Below are 25,296 nucleotides of genomic sequence, written 5' to 3' on the forward strand. Positions count from 1 at the left end.
CTTTCATTTTGCTTGTTTCAGTTGATAGACAAAGGCGAGTGTTTCAGCGAGCGCCTGATAGAACGTTTCATCCACTGCCATACCAATTTCTGATTGAGCGAACAACGCCCGCGCCAGCGGACGATTTTCAACAATCGGGACATCAGCTGCTGTCGCCTTCTCCCGAATCCGGAACGCGACAGCATCTACGCCTTTAGCAACGACAATCGGTGCCATATGTTTTCCGTCATCGTATTGAATCGCTACCGCATAATGGGTTGGGTTCGTGATGACGACGTCGGCATTTGGTATTTCTTGCATCATCCGCCGCATCGCCATCTCCCGTTGTTGTTGTTTGATTTTCCCTTTGATTTGAGGGTCACCCTCTGTGTTTTTATGCTCATCTTTTAAATCCTGTTTACTCATTCGGATCGACTTCTCGAAATCAAATTTTTGATAAGCGAAGTCCAAAATGGCTAATGCAATCAAAGCGATACTAACAGATAAACCGAGTAAAAATGTTAAATGACCAATGATAGCTAATGCATCACCGATTGGTTCCGAAGTCAACCGTGAAATTTCGACCTTGTTATTCCATAAGACCGTGCCGCTCGTCACACCGATGACAAGCAGTTTAAAGACCGATTTTAAAAATTCGACGAGCGCTTTGACACTAACAATTCGTTTGACGCCTTGTAGTGGATTAATCCGATCCAGTTTCGGTTGGATCGCCTCGCCACTCAAAAGTACACCAATTTGAACAAAATTCCCGAGAACACCGATGACGACCGCTGTTAAAAAGAACGGTGCGACGAGAATTCCCATTTGAATCAGCATCTCGACTAATATCTGTTCAATTCGTCCCTCCTCAACAGCCTGCAACACTTGACTTGCACTTAGACCATCTTGTAGAACGAGGACGAATCGTCGTCCTAGAAATGGACCAAAAAAATAGAGGACGAGGAACATCGCGAATAACATAAAACTACTTGTCAGATCCGCTGATTTTGCGACTTGCCCCTTCTTGCGGGAATCATCCCGCTTTCGAGGTGTCGCCTTCTCCGTCTTCTCACCAGCGAAGTACTGAAGGTCAAGGCGTAATCGATATGAATGCATGTCCTCAACCTCCTAGTAATCGAATGGCATCTGCAAGTACATCTTGTAGTAATGGAACGAATCGACCGATTCCTGTGATCGTCGCTCCTGCTAATAAAAACAGAATCGCGTATCCCATCAATAGTTTGACGGAAAAACCAATCGCAAAAATGTTGAATTGGGGAGCCGTTTTCGCTAGGAAACCGAGCGCGAGATCAACTAAAAAGAGTGAAACGACGAGTGGCATCGCCATTTGTAAGGCAGTCAACATCGCAAGCCCAACGACACGGATGACAAGGCTCATTCCTGCGTCGCCCGATACCGCAATCAGGCTACCTGGTGGAAAGATTTGAAAACTCGTGTAGATGCCGTCAAGTAAAATCAGGTGCATATCAGAAGCGAGCAAGACGAGTAATGTCAGCATGTAATAAAAACGACCAACGATGGGAGACTGTCCACCAAACATCGGGTCATAAGCGGAAGCCATTGCAAGCCCCATTTGCAAATCAATGATGGAACCGGCAATTTGTGGCGCATACAATAAAAAACTGGCAAGTAACCCAAGTGCTAGACCGACTAAAACTTCTGTTCCCATTCGAAAGAAAAAATCGAAATCTTCTACGCGGACATCTGTTTTGACGGCATAACTTGCAAAGTAAGCTAGGCCTGCCGCCAATGCTAATTTATGTTGTGCTGGTAGTTGCTTTGAAGAAAACAACGGAGCTGCAACGAGAAATCCGACGATCCGACCAAAGATGAGTAAAAAAACACTCAAGAAAGAAAGTAACGTCATTTGCGGGAAACCTCAGCGATTTGTTTGAATAGATCAATCGTAAAGGTCTGTAGCTCCTGCATGATCCAAGGACCAAAAAAGACGAGTGCTAAAAATACGGCAACGATCTTTGGAACGAACGATAACGTCTGTTCCTGAATTTGCGTCGTCGCCTGCAAAATACTAACGAGCAGACCTACGACGAGCGAGACGAGTAGCAAGGGAGCCGATACCTTGAGTAATGTCCAGACGGCAGAACTTGCAAGCTGTATGATCATTTCTTGAGTCATTCGGATCCCTCCCTAACGCATACTGACGAGCAACGATTCAACGATCAGGTGCCAGCCGTCAACTAAAATAAATAACAATAATTTAAACGGTAACGCAATCATGACCGGCGGCAACATCATCATTCCCATCGACATCAGGACACTTGAGACGACCATATCGATGACAAGAAAAGGTATGAAGATCATGAACCCGATTTGAAAGGCCGTTTTTAATTCACTGATCGCATAAGCTGGAACAAGTGCGACAAGTGGAATATCTTCAATTTTTTCTGGTTTTTCATAATTACCGTACTTTAAAAACAACTCTAAATCGTTTGTTCGCGTGTGTTTCGACATGAACCGTTTCATCGTATCTCCCGCTTTATCAAACGCTTCATCTTGACTGATTTTATCTGCCATATATGGTTTTAAGGCCGTCGTGTTTAATTCAGATAAAACAGGCGACATAACGAATAATGTAATGAACAAAGCGAGTCCAACGAGGAGCTGGTTTGGTGGCGTCTGTTGTGTTCCAAGAGCAGAACGGACAAAAGACAACACAACGACAACACGCGTAAAGCAGGTCATCAAAATGAGCAGTGACGGCGCAAGTGATAACAACGTCAGTAACACAAGTAGCTTAATCGATGTCGCTGTTCCTGACGGAGTATCAAGTGATATCAGATTCTCAATCGTATTCATGAGCGACCTCGATTCTTTTGCAGTTGTTCGAGTTGTTGTTTAAACGTCTCAAGAAACGGCGAAGGTGAGGATTTCGGGGAAGACTCTTCAAAATCCGTTGGTTCATATCCTTCCAGATCATCCAATGTATCTAATAATTGTACGTTTTCACCGACACCGACGACGTAAATCTTATCTTGTATCTTGACTAACTGAACCGATCGATCTTTCCCGAGTGGTACTCCACCTAAATGGGTCAATCGTCCGGAATGTCTGACACCTCGCGTTCGTTCGTGAATGAATCGTGTCACAAGGATGAATCCGCCGATCAAGACGATAAGAACGACGACTCCTTTAAAAATAGTCAACGCCATGGAAGGACTCTCATCGACTTGCTGAGTCGCCGGTGCATCGTTCTGAGTTGGATTTAATTTTTCTTCGACTGTTTCTGCACTTACGGGAACCGAAAGCAAAAACAGCAGACAAATCAGCAAAGTCACTTTTTTCATGACGAGACAGTTTTCGAAACCGCTTCTAGTACACGATCTGCTTGGAACGGTTTAACGATGAAATCTTTAGCACCTGCTTGAATAGCATCGATAACCATTGACTGTTGTCCCATTGCTGAACACATGATGACTTTAGCAGCCGGATTAATTGCTTTAATTTCCTTTAAAGCAGAGATTCCGTCCATTTCTGGCATCGTGATATCGAGTGTGACGAGATCTGGTGTTAATTCCTTATACTTTGAAACAGCCTCTAATCCATTCTCCGCTTCGCCAACGACATCGTAGCCATTCTTCGATAAAATTTCCTTGATCATCATTCGCATGAAAGCAGCGTCATCTACGATTAATACTTTTGCACTCATTTTATAGTTCCTCCTTAGAACATCCGAAGACGTTCTTTTGTATTTACGATTTCTGTAATGCGTACTCCGAAGTTTTCTTCAATGACTACAACTTCTCCGGTTGCAATCAACGTGTTGTTTACAAATACATCTACTGGTTCACCTGCTAATTTATCAAGTTCAATGATGGAACCTTGCGTCAGTTCTAGGATATCTCTAACCGATCGTCGTGTACGTCCTAGTTCAACCGTGACGTTCAACGGTACGTCATACAACATCCCAATATTAGCCGGCGTACCGTCTACTTGTGCATCACTTAATTGACCGAATTGGACAGGACTGACAGCAACACTTTCTTTCACTACTTGTTCCTGAACTGGAGCAGGTTTTGCTGGCGGTGGAGAAGCTTCAACGGCTGGTGACGGTTTAGGTTGAGTTTGTGCTGCAGGTTGAGCCGGTGAAGGCTCATTTGATACTTCAGTACTCGCTAAGAACAACTTTTGAATGAGTTGTTTAGAAAACTCGAGCGGTGCCAACTGTACGATTTTCGAATCAATCAATGTCCCGATTTTCAAATCGAACTCAATGATGACCATACTGTCCCAAAGAGAGAAACTATCTACGATACTTTTCTCTTGCGAAAAATCAAAAATTTCAACAGCTGGAGGTGAGATATCAATTCTCATGGAGAATACCGTGGACATCGATGTAGCGGCAGCTCCCATCATTTGGTTCATTGCTTCTTGTACAGCTGAAAGCGCAATCGGCTCCATCTCAGCAGTTTCATCAATGACACCATCTCCGCCCATCATTAAGTTCGCAATAATGGAGGCATCCCGTTGTGTTAAGATGAGGACATTTTCACCTTTAAAACCTTCTGTATATCCAACGCGTAAGGCAACATGCGGAATGGGATAACGACTTCTTAATTCATCCATCGTAATCATTCGAACATGTGGCGTCGTAATTTCTACTTTTTGATTCAACAATGCGGATAAAGCGGTAGCTGAATTTCCTAATGAAATATTCCCTACTTCTCCAAGCGCATCGATTTCCATCTCATCTAAAACTTCTTCATTTGATTGGGTATCGCTTGCATCATCAGAATCAGATGGTGTTCCTCTTAATAAAGCATCGATCTCATCTTGCGAAAGCATATCGCTCATGTTATTCCTCCTCAATTCGTTGTATGACTTGTAAAGCGAGATGCTTCCCATTTAGACCTGGTCGCGCCTTGAACATTTTACGATCATCGACGAACAGTTCAACCGGATCAGATGTACGTGTCTTCAGGGATAGACAGTCGCCAACTTCGAGGTGTAACAACTCACCAAACGACAGATCCGTCTGGCCAAGCACTGCTTTCAAATCGACGACAGAACTCATTAATTGAGTCTGCATATGTTCAGACGCTTGATCATTGATTGACTTACGCTTATCTTGTTGCATCCAAAAATGACTGGATAGTTTAGGTAAAATCGGTTCTAATGTGACGAAAGGTAAACATACATTTAATGTGCCACTCACTTCACCGACCGTTACATAAATGGACACAAGAATAACCGTTTCATTTGGAGAGACGAGCTGGAGAAATTGTGGATTGATCTCAAGATCATCGTATTCAGCTTCTAATTCTGTAATCGATTCCCAAGCCGCTCCATATTGCACAAATGCTCGTTTAAACAGCTGCGTCAAAATACGTGTTTCAATTTCAGTTAAGTTCTCAATTTTGTTCATTCCTTCGCCCGGTCCACCAAGCAGACGATCTAACATTGCATACGCAATATTTGGATTCACTTCGAAAATGACTTTCCCGTCTAATGGTTGAAGGTTGACCAAATTGATTAATGTCATATTTGGAATAGAATGAATGAATTCGTCATAAGGCAGTTGTTCCACTGTATTCACTGTGAACTGGACATATGTTCTTAACTGAGCTGAAAAATGAGTCGTTAGCACTCGAGCAAATTGCTCATGAATGCGCGTTAAGTTTCGTAATTGGTCTTTAGAGAAACGAAGGGCACGTTTGAAATCATATACCTTAACGCGCCGCTCTTCTTCTTGACTCCTGATTTCCTCAACTTCCATATCTCCACTTGAAATAGCTGATAGCAAGGCGTCAATTTCATGTTGTGATAATACTTCGCTCATGCTGCCACCTCACTGGATGATTTTTTTCGTAGTGTAGACACGTTGGACATCACCCTCTTGGATGAGTTTTTTGAACTGGACACGTAATTTTTCTTCCAGTTTCTCCATGTCGGCTTTCGAATCCAAATCCGATTTTTTCATGGTAGATAAATCCCCAAGAATGATATTGTTAATTTGGAATTTACGTAATTCTAAATCATCCCGTGTTTTTTGGTCATCGGTTACGATTGTAAATTGTACATTCAAGAAACGTTCGTCTGAGATGTTCGTCGTCAAATCATCAGTCTGAAGACTACGTGCATCAAGCTCTTCTCCAGTCGGCTGTTCTACTTTTGCTTTCGTTTCATCTGGAGCAATCAAATATTTCATTACCATGTACCCAGCTCCAACCATCATGAGAGCAACGATGACCATGATCAATGGTAATTTAAGCTTACTTTTCTTTTTCTCTTCTTCCGCCATCATCGATCCTCCTTACACTCGTCAAACCGGTCAATCCGATTTGACGATAAAATTGAATTGCTGCCTCCGTCACTTCCTCCATCGATTCTTGTACGACATACGTTTGTCCACCAATGAGGTGAATCGTCGTATCAGGAGTCGAACGAATGGATTCAATCAAGCTGGCATTAATGACTAATGGTGTTTTCCGTAACGTCGTTAACTGAATCATCGTTTCAGATTGACGAGTTCTTCTAACACTTGGTCACTCGTTGTAATGATTCGTGTGTTTGCCTGGAAACCGCGCTGTGCAATGATCATTTCCGTAAATTCTTCTGACAAATCGACGTTTGACATCTCGAGTGTTCCAGATGTCAATTGACCGAGACCGTTTGTACTAGGGGTTCCGGTTGCTGCTGCACCAGAGTTTTGAGAAGAAGCAAATAAATTTACACCAGACTTTTCAAGACCACCTGGGTTAGGGAAGTTTGCTAATGTAATATACCCTACCGTAGTTAGCGCACCCGTATTATTTACATAAGTGACTAATCCATCTTTCCCAATCGATAAGTTTCGTGCATCAGTAGGGATTTTTAATTTTTGATAACCTGGAGTCGGCGCTGCAGGTGGAACAGAACCATTCGGTAAGTTATTAGGAACAGGACCTGTTGGAACAGCAGCTGTTCCAGTACCAACAACGTAGTTTCCATCACCAGTAACGATGTTTCCGTCTAAATCCGTATAGAAGTTTCCAGATCTCGTATAGCGAATACCTTCCGCTGTCATGACTTGATAGAATCCTTCACCAGAAATCCCGACGTCAAGCGTCCGACCGGTATTTTGAAGTGCTCCTTGGTTGTAGACGTTATCGACTGTTGACATCGATGCCCCAAGACCGACTTGTTTCGGGTTCGTTCCCCCGACGCCGCCACCCGCACCAGAAGCAGATCCGACAGATTGGTTAACTAAATCCTTGAACGTAACACGCCCTTTTTTGTAACCGAATGTATTGACGTTTGCGATGTTATTACCGACGACATCCAATTTCGTTTGGAAGTTTTTCAACCCACTGATTCCTGAATACATTGAACGTAACATTATTTTTCCTCCTTAGATTTGATTTGCGTCAGGTCATACACACTGACCCGTTTACCGTTCGATAATTCAGCGATGACATCCACACCATCTCGTTTGACACTTAGTACAGTTGCTGTCTCTTCCGTTGAAGACGTTTCATCCTCAGCGTTAGCAGACGGTGTATAACTGACATCTTTCCCAATCAGGTTACTGTACGTCATCAACGCACCCGCATGCTGATTTAGGATCATCGTTTCCATCCCTTTTCCAATCGATTGCATCTGTTCTAACGAAGAAAACTGAGCCATTTGGGCAATGAACTCTTTATCTTCCATCGGAGCTGTTGGATCTTGGTTCGATAACTGGGCGATTAAAATTTTCATGAACATATCTTTATCCATCGAGTTGTTGGATACGGTTTGCTTTTTTTCAGGTAACTGAAACGAAGAACCGTCATTTTTAATCCCTTCCGTCATCTTCTTCCTCCTCTCGCTCTTCTTCTTGCTGATGTGAAGAAGATTCCTGTTTTTCCTGTTCACGTCGTTCTGAAGAGAATCCTTGTTCAAATTCTCTTGCAGCAGTCGCAATGATACCTGTTTCGATTTTCACAACCGGACTCTGTTGATGTAGTGTCGTATGTAGTTTTCCGAGTTGTTGTTCGATCAATTGCTTCGTTTGCTCATTCGCCATGAAAAGCTTAATCGTAAGTTCATTTCCTTTTCGATCTACTTGAACGACTAGTTCACCTAACTGTTCAGGATATAAACGAATAGAGATTTTTGAAGAACCATCTTTACCGTTTATAAAAGGTGCTTGCTTTAACGCCGCTTCGATTCGATTCATGATTTGCTCATCGACCGGTAAAAATGGAACTGTGCGATTCACGCTATTGAAAAGGAGCGCATGATTCATTCGATTTACACTTACTGCCGGTGCTGCTGTATTCGCTTTAATATCTTGTTCCAGTGCTGAGGAGGGCTCTTGACTTTGTTTCTGAATAACATTCACTATTTTATTCTGACCCGTTTCCATGAACTTTTCTTTCGACGACATCAGTTCATTTTTGACGGGTAAAATCAACTTCTCCATGTTTTCTTCTACTGGAGCCGTTCCAATACTTTGCACGGAATTTACTTCTGGCTTCAATTGCTGATTCTGTTTCTGTAATACATTTCCGATTAACGCATTAATTTGAGCGGGAGTGATGGATGATTGATCGAGTAGCTGAACAGCAGATTCGATATTTCCATCTTGAATCGCCTTTAAAATCTGAACAATCTCTCGATGCTTCACCGAATGAATTGGAAGGCTACTGACCTCAGGTTGCTCCAGCACTTCTAAAATCATTTCTGGATGATCCATAAGCGACTGGATATTTTGAAGCAATACAGCCTTTTCAGATTTTCCATCTACATCTACACGTTCCAAATCTTTTAGTGATACATCCGGTATTCCTTGATTTACAGTCAACTCATTGCTCGTTAGAAATTGTAAAAGTGTCGCAAACTTACCTGTTGCATCTGTTGCGTTCCCCATCTCATCGGTACCTATCGCTGTTCCTTGTACCGGATTCATTTGAAGATCTGAAATATTCATGATCTCACCTCTATTCCGAAGCTAATAATTGAGTTAATGCTGCTGCTTTTTTGGCATCCATTTTGGCAATGATTGCAGCTTGCTGTTCTGCATCGATGTTTTCAATGATCGAAACCACTTCAGTTGGGCTGAGTTCATTAAAGATTAACGCCGCTTCTTTAGGTGACATTTCTGCATATACATCAGATACTGGTGTTTTCTTAGTTTTCTTCTCACTCGTAGAAGTAGTTGAAGCAGCAGGAGTTGATGCTTTTTTTAACTGATCCCGTTCTGAGATTAGTTTCGTGATTTCTTGTTCTTTCACTTGCAACGTTTGCTTTTGTTCTTCTTTTTCATTGCGTAATTTCTTAATTTCGTTGTTTGCTACTTTTAAACGTTTGACCAACTCTTGGTCATTAGAGGTAGCAGTAGATTTTGCTGTTTTTTCTGTATCGAACGGTAAAGATAATAATGGTCTTCCGTTCGCATAATTCAACACGAAGTATGCTGTCAGCAAGATGATGATAAACGGGATGATCACTAATGGTAATATCCACTGCTTTGACGTCTTTTGTTCACTCATATCGTTTGACCTCTTTTAAAATGTAGAAGAGATAGCTCATCTAGTTGATTTTGTTCTACTATTGCAAGTTCTCGCCGTACTTCAATAAAATGATTTTCTTGTAGTTTGGTGAATTTTTTCTCTTCGATCATGGCTTCTTTTAATGCCAATTGCGCTTTTTCATAAACGTTCTTAGCTTGCGTGACGAACAACTGTTGTCTCTCGATTTGTTGCTTCACTACATCCCTGGCTCTTTCACGATATTGTGAATCAACCAACTCAATCCGTCCGATTTGATCCTGTTCTTTCAAAAACGTTTCGTACCGGACTAACAGTTGATACAGCTTCTGCATTTCCTCTTCATAACGCATCTTTTTTTCAGCTGTTTCTTTTGAGACTCGATCCTTTTCCGCTTCAGCGAGCGGAATGATTCGTTCATATATCGTTCGCATGTCCGCTCCCCTTATGGAATAATCTGAAATAGTCTTTCAATTGCGGCATCTAAGTCACTCACTTCATGGACAGACTGTTTTAGAAATTCGATGAGTTGTGGATAGATTTGAATGGCCCGATCGATTTCTGGATTTGTTCCGCTTTTATACGCTCCAATGTTAATCAAATCTTCCGCATCTAAATAAGTAGAGAGAAGCTGACGAAAAACGATGGCCTTTTGTTTATGCTCTTCTGAAGTGATTTGATTCATGACACGACTGATGGAGCGTAATACATGAATCGCAGGATATTGTCCTTTGTTCGCTAAATTCCGATCCAGTACAAAGTGACCATCCAAAATTCCGCGTACAGCATCTGCAATCGGTTCATTCATATCATCCCCATCAACCAAGACGGTATAGAATGCTGTGATCGAGCCTTTTTCAGTCTTACCGCTTCGCTCCAAAAGTTGTGGGAGTAGCGCAAAGACACTTGGTGTATATCCTTTTGAAGCGGGAGGTTCACCTGTTGCTAGTCCGATTTCACGTTGTGCCATTGCAAATCGTGTAACGGAGTCCATCATCAGGACGACATTTTTCCCTTGATCCCGAAAGTACTCAGCAATCGCTGTTGCAGTGTAAGCACCTTTAAGTCGTACAAGGGGCGATTGATCACTCGTTGCTACAACGATGATCGACCGACTCATTCCTTCCTCACCTAACTCCGCTTCGATAAACTCTTTGACTTCACGTCCACGCTCTCCAATTAAAGCAATCACGTTGATATCCGCTGTTGACCGTTTCGCAATCATTCCTAAAAGTGTGGACTTTCCGACGCCTGATCCTGCAAATAACCCAACACGCTGTCCTTCACCTACTGTTAATAACGTATCAATTGCTCGTATCCCAGTTGAGAGTACTTCGCTAATACGTGGGCGACTAAGCGGACTTGGTGGCTTTCTAACAATGGATGTTGTTTTTAAATCCTCTAGGTTTTCACCGTCTAATGGTCTGCCTAGTCCATCTAACACTTGACCTATCAACTCTTCGCCTACAGGAACGTGTAACGGTTTACCTGAAGCAACAACGATGGACCCTGGAGCGATTGCTGTCGTTTCACCATAAGGCATAAGTAGAACATGCCCCTCTTTAAAGCCAACGACCTCTGCTTCAATTTCATGGTGTGCGTTCAATTGAATAAAACAGCGCTCTCCAATTGATACAGCAGTAGGTCCTCTCGATTCGATCATCAAACCAATAACTTGGACTACTTTACCTGAATGTCGAAGCAGATCATCAAATTTAATGTCTTGAATCGCTTCTTGCAAATGTTGAACTTTATACATCCGTCAACACCTCAAAAATCTTTTTCTCAAGATGTTTAAAACTGGAGTGTAACCCACCCGTAATCGCTCCATTTTCAGAATCGATTCTAAAATCACGTGGTGACAATTCTGGATCTAACCGGAGTTGGACACTGACTGTCGCTCCGAGAATAGATTGAATCTTATCTTCCATCATGACTAAGCGTTCAAAATCTTGAGGCGATGCATAGACAAATAATTTCTCGCGATCTCTAAACTGAATCAATAGTTTATGAATCATCTTATACAATGTCTCTTCATCGGAATCTAATAGATTTTCTAGAAATAAATGTGTCGTTTGAAGAGCAGCTACACATAGATCATGTTCCATCATCATAAGTTTCTCTTGAAAACGTTGCTCTAATTTCTCACTTAACGCATTTAAGTCAGACATTGCCTTATCATATGTTGCGAAGCCGCTTGATTGTCCTTCAACAAACCCTGCTTCATACCCTTGCAGCGTTGCCGCCTCGAGGGTTCTTAACTTTTCTTCTTCCAATTGCGCTAGTCTTGATTCGTGTTCTTCCATCAAACGCTTTTCTAAAAGTGTCAATTGATTCTGACGTTCTAACCATTCTTCTTCATAGGAAATCGTAACGAGATTACTGTCATGATCAACGTTTTCAGACGATGCTACTGGCTGATGAATCAAACGCTGCGATTTAGACAAGACACTCTGCCGTTTAATGACGTTAGACAACGATATCATCTCCTCCACCGCGTGCGACGACGATCTCACCCATATCTTCTAAACGACGAATGATACCGACAATTCGACTTTGTGCTTCTTCGACATCGCGTAATCGAACAGGACCCATGAACTCCATATCTTCTTTGAACGACTCGACCATCCGCTGAGACATATTTCGATACACCATGTCTTTGACGTCATCAGATGATACTTTCAATGCTAAAAGAAGATCCTCATTTGAAACTTCACGAATGATACGTTGAATTGCACGTGCATCCAATGTGACAATATCCTCAAATACGAACATCCGCTTTTTAATTTCCTCAGCGAGTTCAGGATCTTGAATTTCAAGCGTATCCAAAATCGTTCGTTCTGTCGTTCGGTCAACACCATTCAACACTTGAACCACTGCTTCAATCCCGCCTGACTGAGCATAGTCTTGCATTCCTGCTTGAGACAGGTTACGTTCTAAAATCAACTCAACTTCACTAATGATTTCCGGATTCATTCGATCCATCGTAGCAATTCGTCTCGCTACATCCGACTGTGCCTCTGCCGGAAGCTCAGAAAGGATTTGTCCTGACTTCGCTGGATCCAAATGAGCAAGGACTAGAGCAATCGTTTGCGGATGTTCATTTTGAATAAAATTCAATAATTGTTTTGAATCTGCTTTTCGTGCAAACTCGAAAGGACGTACTTGAAGTGTTGATGTGAGGCGATGAATCAATTCCATCGCCTTTTCTTCACCAACAGCTTTTTCTAATACGGATTTCGCAAAACCGATACCACCTTGCGTGATATAGTTCTGTGCCATTGCTAAATCATGAAATTCATCCAGAACACCTGCTTTATCTTCAGGGTCAATTCGTTTCATGCTTGAGATTTGTAACGTCAACCATTCCATCTCTTCTTCACTTAGATGCTTATATACGTTCGCCGCGACTTCTGGACCTAATGAAATCATTAGAACGGCAGCCTTTTCACGACTATTCATCTCTAATTTCTTCATAGGATCAATCCTCCGCTAACCAAGTTCTAAGCAGTTTTGCAAATTCGTCTGGATTTGACGCTGCTAATTTTTCTAGTTGTTTTCGTTTTTGTGCTTCATTGCTATTATCTTCAGTCGATAACTCAGGGATTTCTGTTTCGATCGGTGTCCATTCCTCTAAGCTTTCCTCTTCTTCTTTTTTACGTTTACGAACCATGAAGAAAATCATGCCTATGATGACTAAAGCTGCTGCACCTAATGCAAACCAAACCCACATCGGAATTGTTTCTGAAGTAGCGGTCTGTTTAGTTGTCGTGTTAGCAAATGGTCGAGACATGACAACTACTTTATTTGTCAGTTCCGCATCTGTTAACGTCGTTTTAGCATCTTGTTTTGTAATGGACGTACGAATGATAGAATACATCATCGTCTGTAAGTCCGTTTGTAACTGCGGATCAATTTGTGTCTGACCCTTTGGTGGTTCTACAATGATTTGAATACCTAAGTCACGAATTTCATATGGTGCCCCAGAAATCTGTTTCGTGATTCGATTTACTTCATAGTTAATAATATCGTGTGTTTTTTCACTCGTATCTCCAGCTTCACCATTTCCTGTCGGGAAATTGATTGTTTCATTTTCGCCAGTCCCAGCAGTTCCTTGATTCGCTGCACCAGTGTATGCTTCAGCTACTTTTTCAGCAGATGTGACGATTCCTTCGATTTTATCTGGATCTACTGGTTCTACTAATTTTTGTTCTTCCTGACGTTTCGTAACATCTACGTCCGCTGTGACCGATACGAGTGCTTTTTGCGGTCCAAGAACAACGGAAAGCATTTGTTGGATCTGTTTCCGTAAATCGTTCTCTGTTGCTTTTTTAAGCGCCATCGGATCTGTTCCACCTGCTGTCTGCGTCGCATTGCCCGGTTCATAGTACGTGAAGTACTGATCCATGATCGTAATGTTTTCTTCTTTAAGATTTGGAATACTTTTAGCGATCAAATGATACAGACCTTGAACCGTTTGATTATTCAAGTTACTACCTGCGCTAGAGGTCAATACGACCGATACTGTTGAAGATTCTTTCTCATCCGATAAAAAGACACTCTTTTCTGGGAGCGTAATCATGACTTTAGCTGACTCGATTCCATTGACTTGTGTAATCAAGTTTTCGAGTTCCGTCTGCATCGTGTCGCGTTCCAAGATGTTCATTTCTTTATCCGTCGTTCCGAAACCCGCGTTTTCACTAAAGAAGGAATAATCAATTTGACCAGACTTTGGAATACCAGCTGTTGCTAATTCGACTTTCAAATTCTCAACATTCGCCTCTGGAACAAGAATGGTCACGCCATTAGCTTCACTAACAACTTCAGACTGAATACCGTCCTCGTTTAGTTTTTCCGTCACTTGTCCGGCTTCTTGTGGTGATAATTTTGAATAAAGGGGTGTCATCGTTGGTTTAGATAACCAGAGAATAGCGACGATCAACGCTGCTAAAACGACGATAATACTTCCAAGAATCATCGCCTTTTTAGCGAGTGACCATGATTTCCACGTTGTATTAATGGTGTTCCATCTTGCTTTTAATCCTTCGTTCATTCAACATCTCCCACGCTTTCCTTAACATTCACAGTTGCATACGCATCATTTCTTGGTATGCTTCGATGCCCTTATTACGGACCTCAATGGCGAGTTGCATAGAGAGAGATGCTTCTTCTGTTTTAATCATAATATTATGTAGATCTGTTGACTTTCCCGTCGCCAAATCTACTCGTGCTTGAGATGAAGCGCTTTGTGTCGCATTTAATCCATTCATTGCTTGACTTAACACTTCGCTAAAGTCACTTGGTGTTGTTTTAGGAGTCATTTGATTTTGAAGAATGGGTTGTAATCCCTGAATTGCTTGAATTGCCATGGTCATTCATCATCCCTTCATTCTTACTTACCGATCTCCATCGCTTTAACAAGCATTGCTTTCGTCGCGTTAAGAGCTGTCACGTTTGCTTCATAAGATCGTGTCGCGCCCATCATATCGACCATTTCTTTTAAAATGTCGACATTCGGCATTTTGACGTATCCAAGCTCGTCTGCATCCGGATGACTTGGGTTGTATTCTAATTTAAAAGGCTCTTCATCTTTTCGAAGTTCGCTAACCGTTACACCGTTAGCCGTTTCCTTAAGTACTGCTAATTTACGAGCGTAGGGTTGCCATTGACCATCTACAAGTTCTCCCCGTGTCGTTTGAGCATTTGCAATATTTGCTGAAACCGTATCAAGCCGGAGACGTTGTGCAGTTAACCCTGATGCAGAAGTATGAAATCCACCGAACATACTCACTTTTATCTGCCTCCTCTAATTACTGATTGGATTCCTGAAAATTTCCGATTCAGCTGTTCTACTAATGCCTCATACTCGATTTGATTGCGTGATAATTCAGACATCTCAAAATCAATATCGACACCATTTCCATCGTTACGCATAGAAGTCGATTGCTCAACGATCGAACCTTGCGCATCAATTTGAGCATGACGCTTTAGACTCATTTTCATTTGAGAGTCTAGTACATCCGAAAACACTAAACGTTGTGCTTTGTATCCAGGTGTATCAACATTCGCAATATTTTTAGATATTACTTTTTGAGAATCTACAGTACGATTGACTGCTTTAGTGAGTAAAGAATAATCGGAACCTAACCAATCCATTTATCCGCCCTCCATCTATGAATAGTTTGGAATTGAAGAATATTAAAACTAGTAAGTCATTAGTAACATATCTGAAATAATTGAAACAAATAGGTCAATGTTTGAAAAGGATAAATTTTAAAAAAAGGGTAATGAGATGTTCATTTTTCACCTTTAATTACCATTTTGTTCAAAAATGATAAATATTACCTATGCATCTACGAATAGAAAAAAGTTTAATTAATAAAAATGGACTAATTTATGATTTACAGAAAATGTCTAAACTAAGATTTAAAATATTTCATTCATGAGCAACAGAATTGATTATACATCTAATACAGAATGAAAAAAACACCAAATTGTAATTTCTTTGAATAAATATAAAAATAGTTCCTTCTCTTTTAACTTTTTTATCCACCCCTTTTCTTGGTATTTTTCATTGATACTCTACGATAACCATTTAAAGAAGAGTGGATCTGCATTGCTTCTTCTATCACCTGATGGATGTTTGTAAGAAATCGTCTTTAACAAAAAAAGCGATTCTTCTCACATTGAAGAAGAATCGCTTATCTAATACAGACGTTAAAAACGATTAACGAAAAATACGCTGTATCTCATTATTTTTTTAGTTCGATTTAATACGCTCTAACTCATAAAGGAAATTGTCGTTCAAAATTTTAATGTAAGTTCCTTTCATTCCAAGTGAACGCGACTCGATGACGCCTGCACTTTCGAGTTTACGCAGTGCGTTGACAATGACAGAACGCGTGATACCGACGCGATCGGCAATCTTGGAAGCGACGAGTAGTCCTTCATTTCCTTCCAGCTCTTCGAAGATATGTTCAATCGCTTCAAGTTCTGAATAAGACAACGAATTGATCGCCATCTGAACGACCGCTTTCTTCCGTGCTTTATCTTCCGCCTCATGTGCCTTCTCACGAAGGATTTCCATCCCGACGACTGTCGCACCATACTCTGCAAGCACGAGGTCTTCTTCGTTGAAGTCTTCCACCATACGACCGAGAACCAGTGTACCAAGGCGTTCGCCACCACCGATGATCGGTACGATCGTCGTTTTCGACGTTTCGAACGTATCACGGTTGTCGACTGGGAATGCCGTATGTTCACTATCGATGGCAATGTTTGCTGTCGTTTCCGTGACGTTAAATAATTTTTTCGTGTAATCTTCCGGGAATTGACGTTCTTCTAAGAAACCACGGACCCGGTCATTTTCGATTTGTTGCTTGATTGCGATACCTAGTAACTTACCGCGCCGACTTACGATGAATGTGTTCGATTCCATGACTTCGCTGAGTCGATCAGCCATGACCTTGAAATCAACATGTGTGCTCGCTTCTTGTTGTAACATCGTATTCAGCTTCCGCGTTTTCGCCAATAAATTCATTTTTTCTTCCTCCACTTTATAAGATGAACTGACTTAAGTCTCGATCATCTGCTACTTTTCCAACTCGTTCCGTCACGTATTGTGGCGTGATCGTCACATCCGTCTCCGGCATGTCTGCTGCTTCGAAGGATAATTCTTCAAGGACGCGCTCCATGATCGTATACAAGCGTCGTGCTCCAATATTATCCGTCTCATCGTTTACCTGTGCAGCAATCCGCGCGATTTCACGAATGGCTTCTTCTGTAAAGGTGACATGAACGTGCTCTGCCCCTAATAATGCTTTATATTGTTTGAGTAATGCTTGATTCGGTTCAGTTAAAATCTTAACAAAGTCATCTTCTGTCAAACTATCGAGTTCGACACGAATTGGGAAACGACCTTGGAGTTCAGGAATCAGATCAGATGGTTTCGCCATATGGAATGCACCCGCAGCGATGAACAAGATGTGATCCGTCTTGACTGGACCATATTTCGTAACGATCGTCGATCCTTCAACGATCGGTAAGATGTCTCGTTGAACACCCTCTCGTGAAACACCAGCTGAATCATGTCCTTTTGTCGCGATCTTATCGATCTCATCGACGAAGATGATCCCCATCTGTTCTGCGCGACGAACCGCTTCGTCATGGACTTCGTTCAAGTCGAGCAACCGCTCCGCTTCTTCCGCCGTCAGGATTGGTCGTGCTTCCTTGACTGTGAGCTGACGCTTCTTCGTTTTCTTCGGCATGACTTGTCCGAGCATATCCTGAAGATTCGCGAGTCCCTCCATGCCTTGTTGCCCAGAGAATAAATCCACTTGGCGTTCTTCAACATCGACCTCAATCATGCGATCCTCAAGTTGCCCTGTCAGTAATTGCTGACGAAGTAACGAACGGTCGGCTGTCGCTTCCGATGTATCCGGCTCTTGTTGCTTCTGGTTCCCTCCAAACAACATCTCAAACGGATTCGTTCCACCACCGAGACCAGATGACGCTTTTTTACCAGATAACGCATCGACGATTCGTTCGTTCGCCACTGCTTCCGCTCGATCTTTGAGCGCTTCTTTTTTCTCATCTTTGACAAGACGTAGAGACGCTTCCACGAGATCCCGCACCATTGACTCCACATCACGACCGACGTACCCTACTTCCGTGAACTTCGTCGCTTCAATCTTGACGAACGGCGCACGGACGAGTTTCGCGAGGCGTCGCGCAATTTCAGTCTTTCCGACTCCGGTCGGTCCGATCATCAGGATATTCTTCGGTGTGACTTCATCCCGCATCGATGCATCGAGTAATTGTCGACGGTACCGATTACGTAAAGCAATCGCCACCGCACGTTTAGCATCCGCTTGTCCGATGACATGTTCATTTAACTTCTCGACGATTTGTCTTGGCGTCAATTCATGCATGGTCATTGCCTCCGATCGTTTCTAGGATGATTTGATCGTTCGTAAAGACACAGAGTTCACCAGCCGTCTCAAGCGCTGCGCGGGCGATCTCCTCTGCTGTGAGATGACTTGCATGTCGAGCTAACGCGCGACCTGCTGCAAGCGCATAATTACCACCTGAACCGATTGCGAGAATGCCGTCATCCGGTTCGATGACTTCCCCGTTTCCGGATACAAGTAAGAGATGTGTTCCATCCATGACAAGTAAGAGTGCTTCAAGTTGACGCAACATCTTATCGCCTCGCCATTCCTTCGCCAGCTCAACTGCTGCCCGTTGTAAGTTCCCGTTATACATTTCAAGCTTCGCTTCGAATTTTTCAAAGAGTGTGAACGCGTCCGCGACACTTCCAGCAAATCCGGCAATGACTTTGCCACCATAGAGGCGCCGTACTTTTTTCGCACTTTTCTTCATGATGACTTGGTTTCCGAAAGTCACCTGTCCGTCTCCGCTCATCGCGGATTGTCCGTTATGTTGAATCGCAAAAATCGTCGTTGCATGAAACATCAATGTTTCCTCCCTTAGGCACGAGGATGTGCTTGTTGATAAACATGTCGTAATCGTTCCGTCGTTACGTGTGTATACTGACCGGTCGTCGACAGCGATGCGTGTCCAAGTAACTCCTGGACCGCTCGCAAATCGGCGCCTCTTTCCAGTAAATCTGTCGCGAAACTATGACGAAGCGCATGTGGTGTCACATGTTTCCCAACGAGTTGTTCCCCTTTTTTCATGATTTTCCGAATCGCATCCGTCGTCAATCGACGCCCTGAATGAGACAAGAACAACGCTTGCTCATGACCTGCGACTGGATCTCGTGATGGTAAGTACAGTTCTAATGCATCTTTAGCAAAGGTTCCGATTGGTGCGATGCGTTCCTTCCCACCTTTTCCATACACATGGACGTAGGAGTGATCAGTCGCGAGATCACGAAGATCCAGTTGAACGACCTCGCTGACCCGCATACCCGTCGCATATAAAAGTTCTACTAACGCCACATTCCGGTTGCCAAGCGTATCACTCGATCGAAAGGCATCGAGGAAACGTTCATATTCCGTTGGGACGAGGAATGTCGGAAGTCCTTGTTGTCGTTTTGGTGCTTTTAATCCATCGAAGGGATTAGGCTCATCGGTGTCACGTGTCAAAAAACGACCAAATTGTTTGAGGCAGGAAACTTTTTGTGCAATCGTCGCCCGCGCCAGCTCCTGATCGTAAAGAGCATACAAATAACGCCGTGCACTTGCCAATTCAATCGATCGTAACTGATGATCGCGGCAAAAAGCGGCGTATTGTCGAAGTGTTTGATCATAAGAGCGACCTGTATTCGGAGATAATTGACGTTCAATATGAACATACCGCATGAAATCTTCTAGCAGTCGCTCAAAAGCAGTGTCTATCCCCATGAATGCGCCCCCTTCTGACCATTTCATTCTCGAATCGCCCTTAGCATAGCACAGACCAAGTAGTCTGACAATAGACCAAAAACCGAAAAATTAACGAAATTATCACGCTTTTATGACAAATTAAGAAATGGGGAGAAAGAGCGCTAAATCACGCCTTTCTCCCCATCAAAAATCACATATCCGTGAAATCTTTGATTGCTTCAAGTGCTCGCTCTGCGTAGAGCGCATACTTCTCAGGTTTTTTCATCCGAACCGGATGACCGACGAGTGCTGGTACCAATCCGAAGTTGGCATTCATTGGCTGGAAGTTCTTCCCTTCCGTCGTCGTGATATAGTGCGACATCGCACCCATCATCGTTTCCTGCGGGAACGTAACCGGTTCCGCCTCATTGACGAGACGTGCCGCATTGATTCCTGCCGTCAAACCGGACGCTGCTGACTCGACGTACCCTTCGACACCTGTCATTTGACCAGCAAAGAACAAGTCGTCACGTGTACGTGTCTGATACGTTGGTTTCAATAAATTCGGTGAGTTGACGAACGTGTTACGGTGCATGACACCATAACGGACGATTTCTGCATTCTCAAGACCAGGAATCAAGCGAATGATCCGCTTTTGTTCGCCCCATTTCAAATGTGTCTGGAAGCCGACAAGGTTGAACAATGTTCCAGCTGAGTTATCCTGACGCAATTGAACGACAGCATATGGTCGTTTGCCTGTCTTCGGATCTTCAAGTCCAACTGGCTTCATCGGTCCAAACAAGAGTGTTTTCGGTCCGCGTGAAGCGAGAACTTCAAATGGCATACAGCCCTCGAAGTAAATCTCTTTTTCAAATTCCTTCAATGGAACGACTTCCGCATTGATCAGCTCATCATAGAAGAGCTGGAATTCTTCTTCCGTCATTGGACAATTCAAGTAGGCAGCTTCGCCTTTATCATATCGTGATTTCAGGTAAACCTTCTCACGATCGATCGTGTCTCCATCGAGAATCGGTGCCGCTGCATCGAAGAAGTATAGGTAATCTTCACCTGTGAATTGTTTAAGTGATTCCGATAATGCCGCACTCGTCAACGGACCCGTCGCGACGATCGTCGGACCATCTGGAATCGCTTCGATTTCTTCATGATGGACGGTAACGTTCGGGTGGTTTTTCAACGTTTCCGTCACATATCCTGCGAAGTCGTGCCGATCGACAGCAAGTGCTCCACCTGCTGGAACGCTCGCTAAGTCTGCTGCTTTCATGATCAAGGAATCGAGCTGACGCATCTCTTCCTTTAAGACACCAACTGCGTTCGTTAACTGGTTCGCTCGAAGTGAGTTCGAACAGACGAGTTCAGCGAATTGGTCTGTATGGTGCGCGGGTGTCTGTTTGACAGGCCGCATTTCATATAAATCTACTTGTACGCCGCGTTTTGCAAGTTGCCATGCTGCTTCAGAACCTGCAAGTCCCGCGCCGATTACCGTTACACGTTTCAACGGTCATTCCTCCTCTTGCTCCTGATCGATGCGTGTTTCATGATGTCCACAAGATGTACATTCTACTTTCACACCGTTCTTGATTTTCTTTTGTACCATCATACTACTACATACCGGACATGGTTCTTCGACCGGTTTATCCCATGAGACGAACTCACACTCCGGATAGTTCGAACAACCGTAGAACAAACGTCCTTTTTTACTACGACGTTCGACGATGTCGCCCGTTCCACATGTCGGACACTTCACACCGATCTCGACTTGGATCGGTTTCGTATTACGACACTCTGGGAAGTTCGAGCACGCCATGAACTTGCCATAACGTCCCATCTTGATGACCATCGGGTGACCACAGACTTCACAATCTTCTCCAGCCGGTTCATCTTTGATTTCAATCTTCTCGATTTCTGCTTCTGCTCGTGTCAGACGCTTTGCAAAGGACTTATAGATTGGATCGACGACTTCCGTCCACTGCATGTCACCTTTTTCGATCGCATCGAGTAAAGCTTCCATGTCTGCCGTGAACTGGACAGTGATGAACTCTTGGAAATAGTCGCTGATCATATCGATGACGAGTTCACCGAGTTCCGTTGGTAAGAATTTCTTCTCTTCAAGCGTCACGTAACCCCGCTTTTGAATCGTATCGAGCGTCGGCGCATACGTCGACGGACGACCGATACCGAGCTCTTCCATCGCCCGGACAAGACGTGCTTCCGTATAACGTGGTGGTGGTTGTGTGAAGTGTTGTTTCGGTTCGATTGCTGATTGTTTCAACTCTTCCCCTTCATCGAGTGGAGGAAGTAGTCCTTCCTTGACGTCTGAAACCGCCTCATCGTCCGTATCTTCGATGTAGACCTTCATGAAGCCCGGGAATTTAACGGTCGACCCGTTCGCACGGAACGTGACGTCGTTCGAGACGAGATCGATTTTGACAGTATCGAGAATCGCTGGCGCCATCTGGCTTGCGACGAACCGTTCCCAAATTAGTTTATATAAGCGGAACTGATCACGCGATAAATACGATTTGACGAGTTGCGGCTCGCGCATCGTCGAAGTTGGACGAACCGCTTCGTGTGCGTCTTGTGAGTTCGCTGATTTCTTTTCTTTACGTTTCTCGCTTGCGATGTATTCTTTTCCGTACGCCTGCTCAATGAACCCGTGTGCTTCTAGGTTCGCCGAATCTGACGTCCGTGTCGAATCGGTACGCATATACGTGATCAAACCGACTGTACCTTCTTTTCCAATTTCGATTCCTTCGTATAGCTGTTGTGCGATCATCATCGTCTTCTTCGCTCGGAAGTTCAGCTTACGTGCTGCTTCCTGTTGCAAAGAACTCGTCGTAAACGGTAACGCCGGATTCCGTTTCCGCTCTTTTTTCGTGACGGAATCAACTGTAAAGTCTTCTGAGAGTTGATTCAAGATTTGATCGACTTCTTCTTGCGAATGAAGTTCACGCTTCTTGCCATCGACTCCGTAGAAGTTCGCTTCGAGCTTTTCACCGTTTGCATCGAGTTCGAGTTTGATCGTCCAGTATTCTTCAGGCATGAACGCATTGATTTCTTGTTCACGATCGATGATCATCTTGACGGCAACGGATTGAACGCGTCCCGCAGATAACCCTTTTTTAATCTTTTTCCATAATAACGGACTCATGCTGTAACCAACAAGGCGGTCCAAGATACGACGGGCTTGCTGCGCATCGACAAGATCATAGTTGAGCTTGCGTGGTCGCTTGAACGAATCCTTGATGGCATCTTTCGTGATTTCATTGAAGACGACGCGGCACTCCGTTGATTCATCAACGCCTAATGCTTTAGCTAAATGCCATGCGATCGCTTCCCCTTCACGGTCGGGGTCGGCTGCGAGATAGATTTTTTGTGCTTTTTTCGCAGCTGTCTTGAGTTCTTTTAAGACCGGACCTTTACCACGGATCGTGATATATTTCGGTTCATAGTCATGTTCGACGTCGACTCCCATTTGGCTTTTCGGCAAGTCAATGACGTGCCCATCGACGCTTTCACGGTATAGTTGGATCCGAGATAACGTTTAATGGTTTTTGCCTTAGCGGGTGACTCGACGATTACTAGATATTTTGCCATTGCAATCGCTCCCTATTAGAGGCGTACTCGTATTTTAATCTCACTTATCATAGTAGTCTCGATTCCCATTTGTCAACGTTCAGCCGAATACTTTTTGAAACTTCTTCCGGATCAAGGAGTGGAATCGCTCCTTCTGCGATCAATTGATTCGTTCCGGTAAAGAACGATTCCGTGGGACAACCCGGCAAACAATAGACATCTTTTCCTTGGTCAAGCGCATGACTGGCAGTATTCATCGTACCGCTTCGTTTCGCCGCTTCGACGATGATCAATGATGAAGATAATCCAGCAATGATCCGATTCCGTTCTAGAAATTGAAAATTTTGAATAGGAGTTCCGGGTGGATATTCAGAGAGAAGAAGACCGTTCGAGAGGATGCGTTCAAAAAGAGAAGCATGGGAAGTAGGATATAGACGATCAAGTCCGCCAGCGAGAACCGCAATCGTTGTCTGCTGATGTTTTAAGGATAGACGATGGACGAGGGCATCGATACCATAGGCACCTCCGGAAACGGTGGCGAGATCTGGATGAAAGAAGGGTTGCAAGAAACGCATACGGGAAAGATGGTGCGGTGAGGGGGTTCGACTACCGATGATACTGACGCGTGGAAGTGTTAAGCGGGACGGATCACCGCGGTAAAAGAGGGCATAGACCGGTTGAGGGATCGTCAGTAACACAGTCGTAAACAGTGGATCTCCTTTGACTAGAATCGACTCTTCGATCCAATCAAGCTGTAATGCTTGTTCATACCGTTTTCGAAGACGCGTCGAAACGGGTAATTCATGACTGGGAACGATTCCGAATTGCTCAATCAATCGGACGATCGTGTACGGTACCTGACACATGGCGAAGCGGACATACAGTTCACGTTTCATGAGATCAGCGCTCCTTATTTAAGCTTCTTATTTATATAGAAGAAAGCCGTCCTGATTTGATCAGGACAGCTTCTTTTTTTGATTTATTTGACTGTGCTGTTCGTCACGCACTCGTCATAGATCCCTGCTTCTTTGATGACACGGATTAACGTCTCACCAATGACAGCTGGTGTTTCTGCCACTTCAATTCCGTTTGCACGGAGTGTCTTGATTTTTTCAGCAGCTGTTCCTTTACCGCCAGAGATGATCGCACCTGCGTGACCCATCCGTTTGCCGGCAGGAGCTGTTTGACCACCGATGAAACCAATGACTGGTTTCGTCATGTTCGCTTTGACCCACTCAGCCGCTTCTTCTTCAGCTGTTCCACCGATTTCCCCTAACATGATGACGGCTTTTGTTTCTGGATCTTCATTGAATGCTTTGAGCGTATCGATGAAGTCCGTTCCATTGACCGGGTCACCCCCGATACCAACAGCTGTCGATTGACCGATACCAGCAGTCGTCAATTGATGGACAGCTTCATATGTCAAAGTCCCAGAACGTGAGACGATACCGACATGACCTGGTGTATGGATGTATCCTGGCATGATACCAAGTTTCGCGACACCTGGAGTGATGACGCCCGGGCAGTTCGGTCCGATGAGACGAACTGGTTTGCCTTCGAGGTAACGTTTTACTTTGACCATATCAAGAACTGGAATACCTTCCGTGATACAGATGATCAACGCGATGTTCGCATCTGCTGCTTCCATGATTGCATCCGCTGCGAATGCTGGTGGTACGTAGATGATCGATGCGTTCGCACCCGTTTTTTCGACCGCTTGCGCGACCGTATCAAAGACAGGAACACCACCGAGTACTTCCGTACCGCCTTTTCCTGGTGTGACACCGCCTACGAGGTTTGTGCCGTAGTCGATCATCTGTTCACCATGGAACATCCCTTGGTTACCAGTAATCCCTTGAATAATGACTTTCGTCGATTCGTTCACCCAAATACTCATCTTTAGC

General features: G+C 43.8%; 30 protein-coding genes and 1 pseudogene. All 31 read right to left on the reverse strand.

Translation table 11 applies throughout. The annotated features are described in order from the left end of the window. Positions 1 to 3: 3 nt before the first annotated feature. A complete protein-coding gene (flhB, locus tag U719_RS10300; RefSeq protein WP_023468703.1) occupies positions 4 to 1,095 on the reverse strand; it encodes a flagellar biosynthesis protein FlhB in 1,092 nt (363 codons plus the stop codon). Between the two features lie 4 nt (positions 1,096 to 1,099). Continuing rightward, positions 1,100 to 1,867, reverse strand: coding sequence for a flagellar biosynthetic protein FliR (gene fliR / locus U719_RS10305; RefSeq protein ID WP_023468704.1), 768 nt, complete (start codon positions 1,865 to 1,867; stop codon positions 1,100 to 1,102). Further along, on the reverse strand, positions 1,864 to 2,136 hold the full coding sequence (fliQ, locus tag U719_RS10310) for a flagellar biosynthesis protein FliQ (protein WP_023468705.1): 273 nt from the start codon (positions 2,134 to 2,136) through the stop codon (positions 1,864 to 1,866). The genes fliR and fliQ overlap by 4 nt, the downstream gene beginning before the upstream one ends. Positions 2,137 to 2,148: 12 nt before the next feature. Next, a complete protein-coding gene (gene fliP, locus U719_RS10315; RefSeq protein ID WP_023468706.1) occupies positions 2,149 to 2,817 on the reverse strand; it encodes a flagellar type III secretion system pore protein FliP in 669 nt (222 codons plus the stop codon). Beyond that, positions 2,814 to 3,305, reverse strand: coding sequence for a flagellar biosynthetic protein FliO (locus tag U719_RS10320; protein WP_023468707.1), 492 nt, complete (start codon positions 3,303 to 3,305; stop codon positions 2,814 to 2,816). The genes fliP and U719_RS10320 overlap by 4 nt, the downstream gene beginning before the upstream one ends. Further along, on the reverse strand, positions 3,302 to 3,667 hold the full coding sequence (locus tag U719_RS10325) for a response regulator (RefSeq protein WP_023468708.1): 366 nt from the start codon (positions 3,665 to 3,667) through the stop codon (positions 3,302 to 3,304). Before U719_RS10325 ends, U719_RS10320 begins: the two co-directional genes overlap by 4 nt. A 14-nt stretch (positions 3,668 to 3,681) precedes the next feature. Then, entirely contained in the window at positions 3,682 to 4,812 is a 1,131-nt protein-coding gene (gene fliY / locus U719_RS10330) for a flagellar motor switch phosphatase FliY (RefSeq protein WP_023468709.1), read from the reverse strand. A 1-nt stretch (position 4,813) separates the two neighbouring features. After that, entirely contained in the window at positions 4,814 to 5,797 is a 984-nt protein-coding gene (gene fliM / locus U719_RS10335; RefSeq protein WP_023468710.1) for a flagellar motor switch protein FliM, read from the reverse strand. A gap of 9 nt (positions 5,798 to 5,806) precedes the next feature. Next, positions 5,807 to 6,259, reverse strand: a complete 453-nt coding sequence (locus tag U719_RS10340) for a flagellar basal body-associated FliL family protein (protein ID WP_023468711.1) — start codon at positions 6,257 to 6,259, stop codon at positions 5,807 to 5,809. Further along, a complete protein-coding gene (locus U719_RS10345; protein ID WP_023468712.1) occupies positions 6,231 to 6,470 on the reverse strand; it encodes a flagellar FlbD family protein in 240 nt (79 codons plus the stop codon). Before U719_RS10345 ends, U719_RS10340 begins: the two co-directional genes overlap by 29 nt. Beyond that, positions 6,467 to 7,336 (reverse strand): flagellar basal body rod protein FlgG, encoded by an 870-nt coding sequence (gene flgG / locus U719_RS10350; protein WP_023468713.1) that lies wholly within the window; start codon positions 7,334 to 7,336, stop codon positions 6,467 to 6,469. Before flgG ends, U719_RS10345 begins: the two co-directional genes overlap by 4 nt. Beyond that, positions 7,336 to 7,791, reverse strand: a complete 456-nt coding sequence (gene flgD, locus U719_RS10355; RefSeq protein ID WP_023468714.1) for a flagellar hook assembly protein FlgD — start codon at positions 7,789 to 7,791, stop codon at positions 7,336 to 7,338. Before flgD ends, flgG begins: the two co-directional genes overlap by 1 nt. Then, positions 7,775 to 8,911 (reverse strand): flagellar hook-length control protein FliK, encoded by a 1,137-nt coding sequence (locus U719_RS16505; RefSeq protein WP_023468715.1) that lies wholly within the window; start codon positions 8,909 to 8,911, stop codon positions 7,775 to 7,777. Before U719_RS16505 ends, flgD begins: the two co-directional genes overlap by 17 nt. Positions 8,912 to 8,921: 10 nt before the next feature. Next, positions 8,922 to 9,473 carry a MotE family protein gene (locus U719_RS10365; RefSeq protein WP_023468716.1) on the reverse strand — a complete coding sequence of 184 codons (552 nt, stop codon included), beginning with the start codon at positions 9,471 to 9,473 and terminating at the stop codon, positions 8,922 to 8,924. After that, positions 9,470 to 9,904, reverse strand: a complete 435-nt coding sequence (locus tag U719_RS10370; RefSeq protein ID WP_023468717.1) for a flagellar export protein FliJ — start codon at positions 9,902 to 9,904, stop codon at positions 9,470 to 9,472. The genes U719_RS10365 and U719_RS10370 overlap by 4 nt, the downstream gene beginning before the upstream one ends. 11 nt (positions 9,905 to 9,915) lie before the next feature. Beyond that, entirely contained in the window at positions 9,916 to 11,229 is a 1,314-nt protein-coding gene (gene fliI / locus U719_RS10375; RefSeq protein ID WP_023468718.1) for a flagellar protein export ATPase FliI, read from the reverse strand. After that, positions 11,222 to 11,947: a FliH/SctL family protein gene (locus U719_RS10380; RefSeq protein WP_023468719.1), complete on the reverse strand. Its 726-nt coding sequence runs from the start codon at positions 11,945 to 11,947 to the stop codon at positions 11,222 to 11,224. The genes fliI and U719_RS10380 overlap by 8 nt, the downstream gene beginning before the upstream one ends. Then, on the reverse strand, positions 11,940 to 12,947 hold the full coding sequence (fliG, locus tag U719_RS10385) for a flagellar motor switch protein FliG (RefSeq protein WP_023468720.1): 1,008 nt from the start codon (positions 12,945 to 12,947) through the stop codon (positions 11,940 to 11,942). Before fliG ends, U719_RS10380 begins: the two co-directional genes overlap by 8 nt. A gap of 4 nt (positions 12,948 to 12,951) precedes the next feature. Further along, positions 12,952 to 14,523: a flagellar basal-body MS-ring/collar protein FliF gene (gene fliF / locus U719_RS10390; RefSeq protein ID WP_023468721.1), complete on the reverse strand. Its 1,572-nt coding sequence runs from the start codon at positions 14,521 to 14,523 to the stop codon at positions 12,952 to 12,954. Between the two features lie 28 nt (positions 14,524 to 14,551). Further along, positions 14,552 to 14,839, reverse strand: coding sequence for a flagellar hook-basal body complex protein FliE (fliE, locus tag U719_RS10395; RefSeq protein WP_035396905.1), 288 nt, complete (start codon positions 14,837 to 14,839; stop codon positions 14,552 to 14,554). Positions 14,840 to 14,862: 23 nt separating this feature from the next. After that, the gene (flgC, locus tag U719_RS10400; RefSeq protein ID WP_023468723.1) at positions 14,863 to 15,261 is read right to left on the reverse strand and encodes a flagellar basal body rod protein FlgC; all 399 of its coding nucleotides are present in this window, start codon (positions 15,259 to 15,261) and stop codon (positions 14,863 to 14,865) included. A 2-nt stretch (positions 15,262 to 15,263) separates the two neighbouring features. Continuing rightward, the gene (flgB, locus tag U719_RS10405; protein ID WP_023468724.1) at positions 15,264 to 15,626 is read right to left on the reverse strand and encodes a flagellar basal body rod protein FlgB; all 363 of its coding nucleotides are present in this window, start codon (positions 15,624 to 15,626) and stop codon (positions 15,264 to 15,266) included. A 604-nt stretch (positions 15,627 to 16,230) separates the two neighbouring features. Beyond that, positions 16,231 to 17,010, reverse strand: a complete 780-nt coding sequence (gene codY, locus U719_RS10410) for a GTP-sensing pleiotropic transcriptional regulator CodY (protein ID WP_023468725.1) — start codon at positions 17,008 to 17,010, stop codon at positions 16,231 to 16,233. A gap of 16 nt (positions 17,011 to 17,026) precedes the next feature. Next, positions 17,027 to 18,400 (reverse strand): ATP-dependent protease ATPase subunit HslU, encoded by a 1,374-nt coding sequence (gene hslU, locus U719_RS10415; RefSeq protein ID WP_023468726.1) that lies wholly within the window; start codon positions 18,398 to 18,400, stop codon positions 17,027 to 17,029. Then, positions 18,393 to 18,944: an ATP-dependent protease subunit HslV gene (gene hslV, locus U719_RS10420; protein WP_023468727.1), complete on the reverse strand. Its 552-nt coding sequence runs from the start codon at positions 18,942 to 18,944 to the stop codon at positions 18,393 to 18,395. The genes hslU and hslV overlap by 8 nt, the downstream gene beginning before the upstream one ends. Positions 18,945 to 18,958: 14 nt before the next feature. Next, complete coding sequence (locus U719_RS10425; protein WP_023468728.1) at positions 18,959 to 19,837, reverse strand: tyrosine recombinase XerC; 879 nt, start codon at positions 19,835 to 19,837, stop codon at positions 18,959 to 18,961. A 172-nt stretch (positions 19,838 to 20,009) separates the two neighbouring features. Next, complete coding sequence (trmFO, locus tag U719_RS10430; RefSeq protein WP_023468729.1) at positions 20,010 to 21,314, reverse strand: FADH(2)-oxidizing methylenetetrahydrofolate--tRNA-(uracil(54)-C(5))-methyltransferase TrmFO; 1,305 nt, start codon at positions 21,312 to 21,314, stop codon at positions 20,010 to 20,012. Between the two features lie 3 nt (positions 21,315 to 21,317). Beyond that, a complete protein-coding gene (locus tag U719_RS17125; protein WP_369792087.1) occupies positions 21,318 to 21,656 on the reverse strand; it encodes a topoisomerase DNA-binding C4 zinc finger domain-containing protein in 339 nt (112 codons plus the stop codon). After that, positions 21,639 to 23,413: pseudogene (gene topA, locus U719_RS10435) on the reverse strand (type I DNA topoisomerase); the annotation flags it as partial. The pseudogene topA and the gene U719_RS17125, both read right to left, overlap by 18 nt. A gap of 47 nt (positions 23,414 to 23,460) precedes the next feature. Continuing rightward, positions 23,461 to 24,288 (reverse strand): DNA-processing protein DprA, encoded by an 828-nt coding sequence (gene dprA / locus U719_RS10440; RefSeq protein WP_023468730.1) that lies wholly within the window; start codon positions 24,286 to 24,288, stop codon positions 23,461 to 23,463. 83 nt (positions 24,289 to 24,371) lie between these two features. Then, a complete protein-coding gene (gene sucD / locus U719_RS10445) occupies positions 24,372 to 25,289 on the reverse strand; it encodes a succinate--CoA ligase subunit alpha (RefSeq protein ID WP_023468731.1) in 918 nt (305 codons plus the stop codon). Between the last annotated feature and the right edge of the window lie 7 nt (positions 25,290 to 25,296).

The sequence above is a fragment of the Exiguobacterium sp. MH3 genome (assembly GCF_000496635.1).
Lineage (GTDB): Bacteria > Bacillota > Bacilli > Exiguobacteriales > Exiguobacteriaceae > Exiguobacterium_A > Exiguobacterium_A indicum.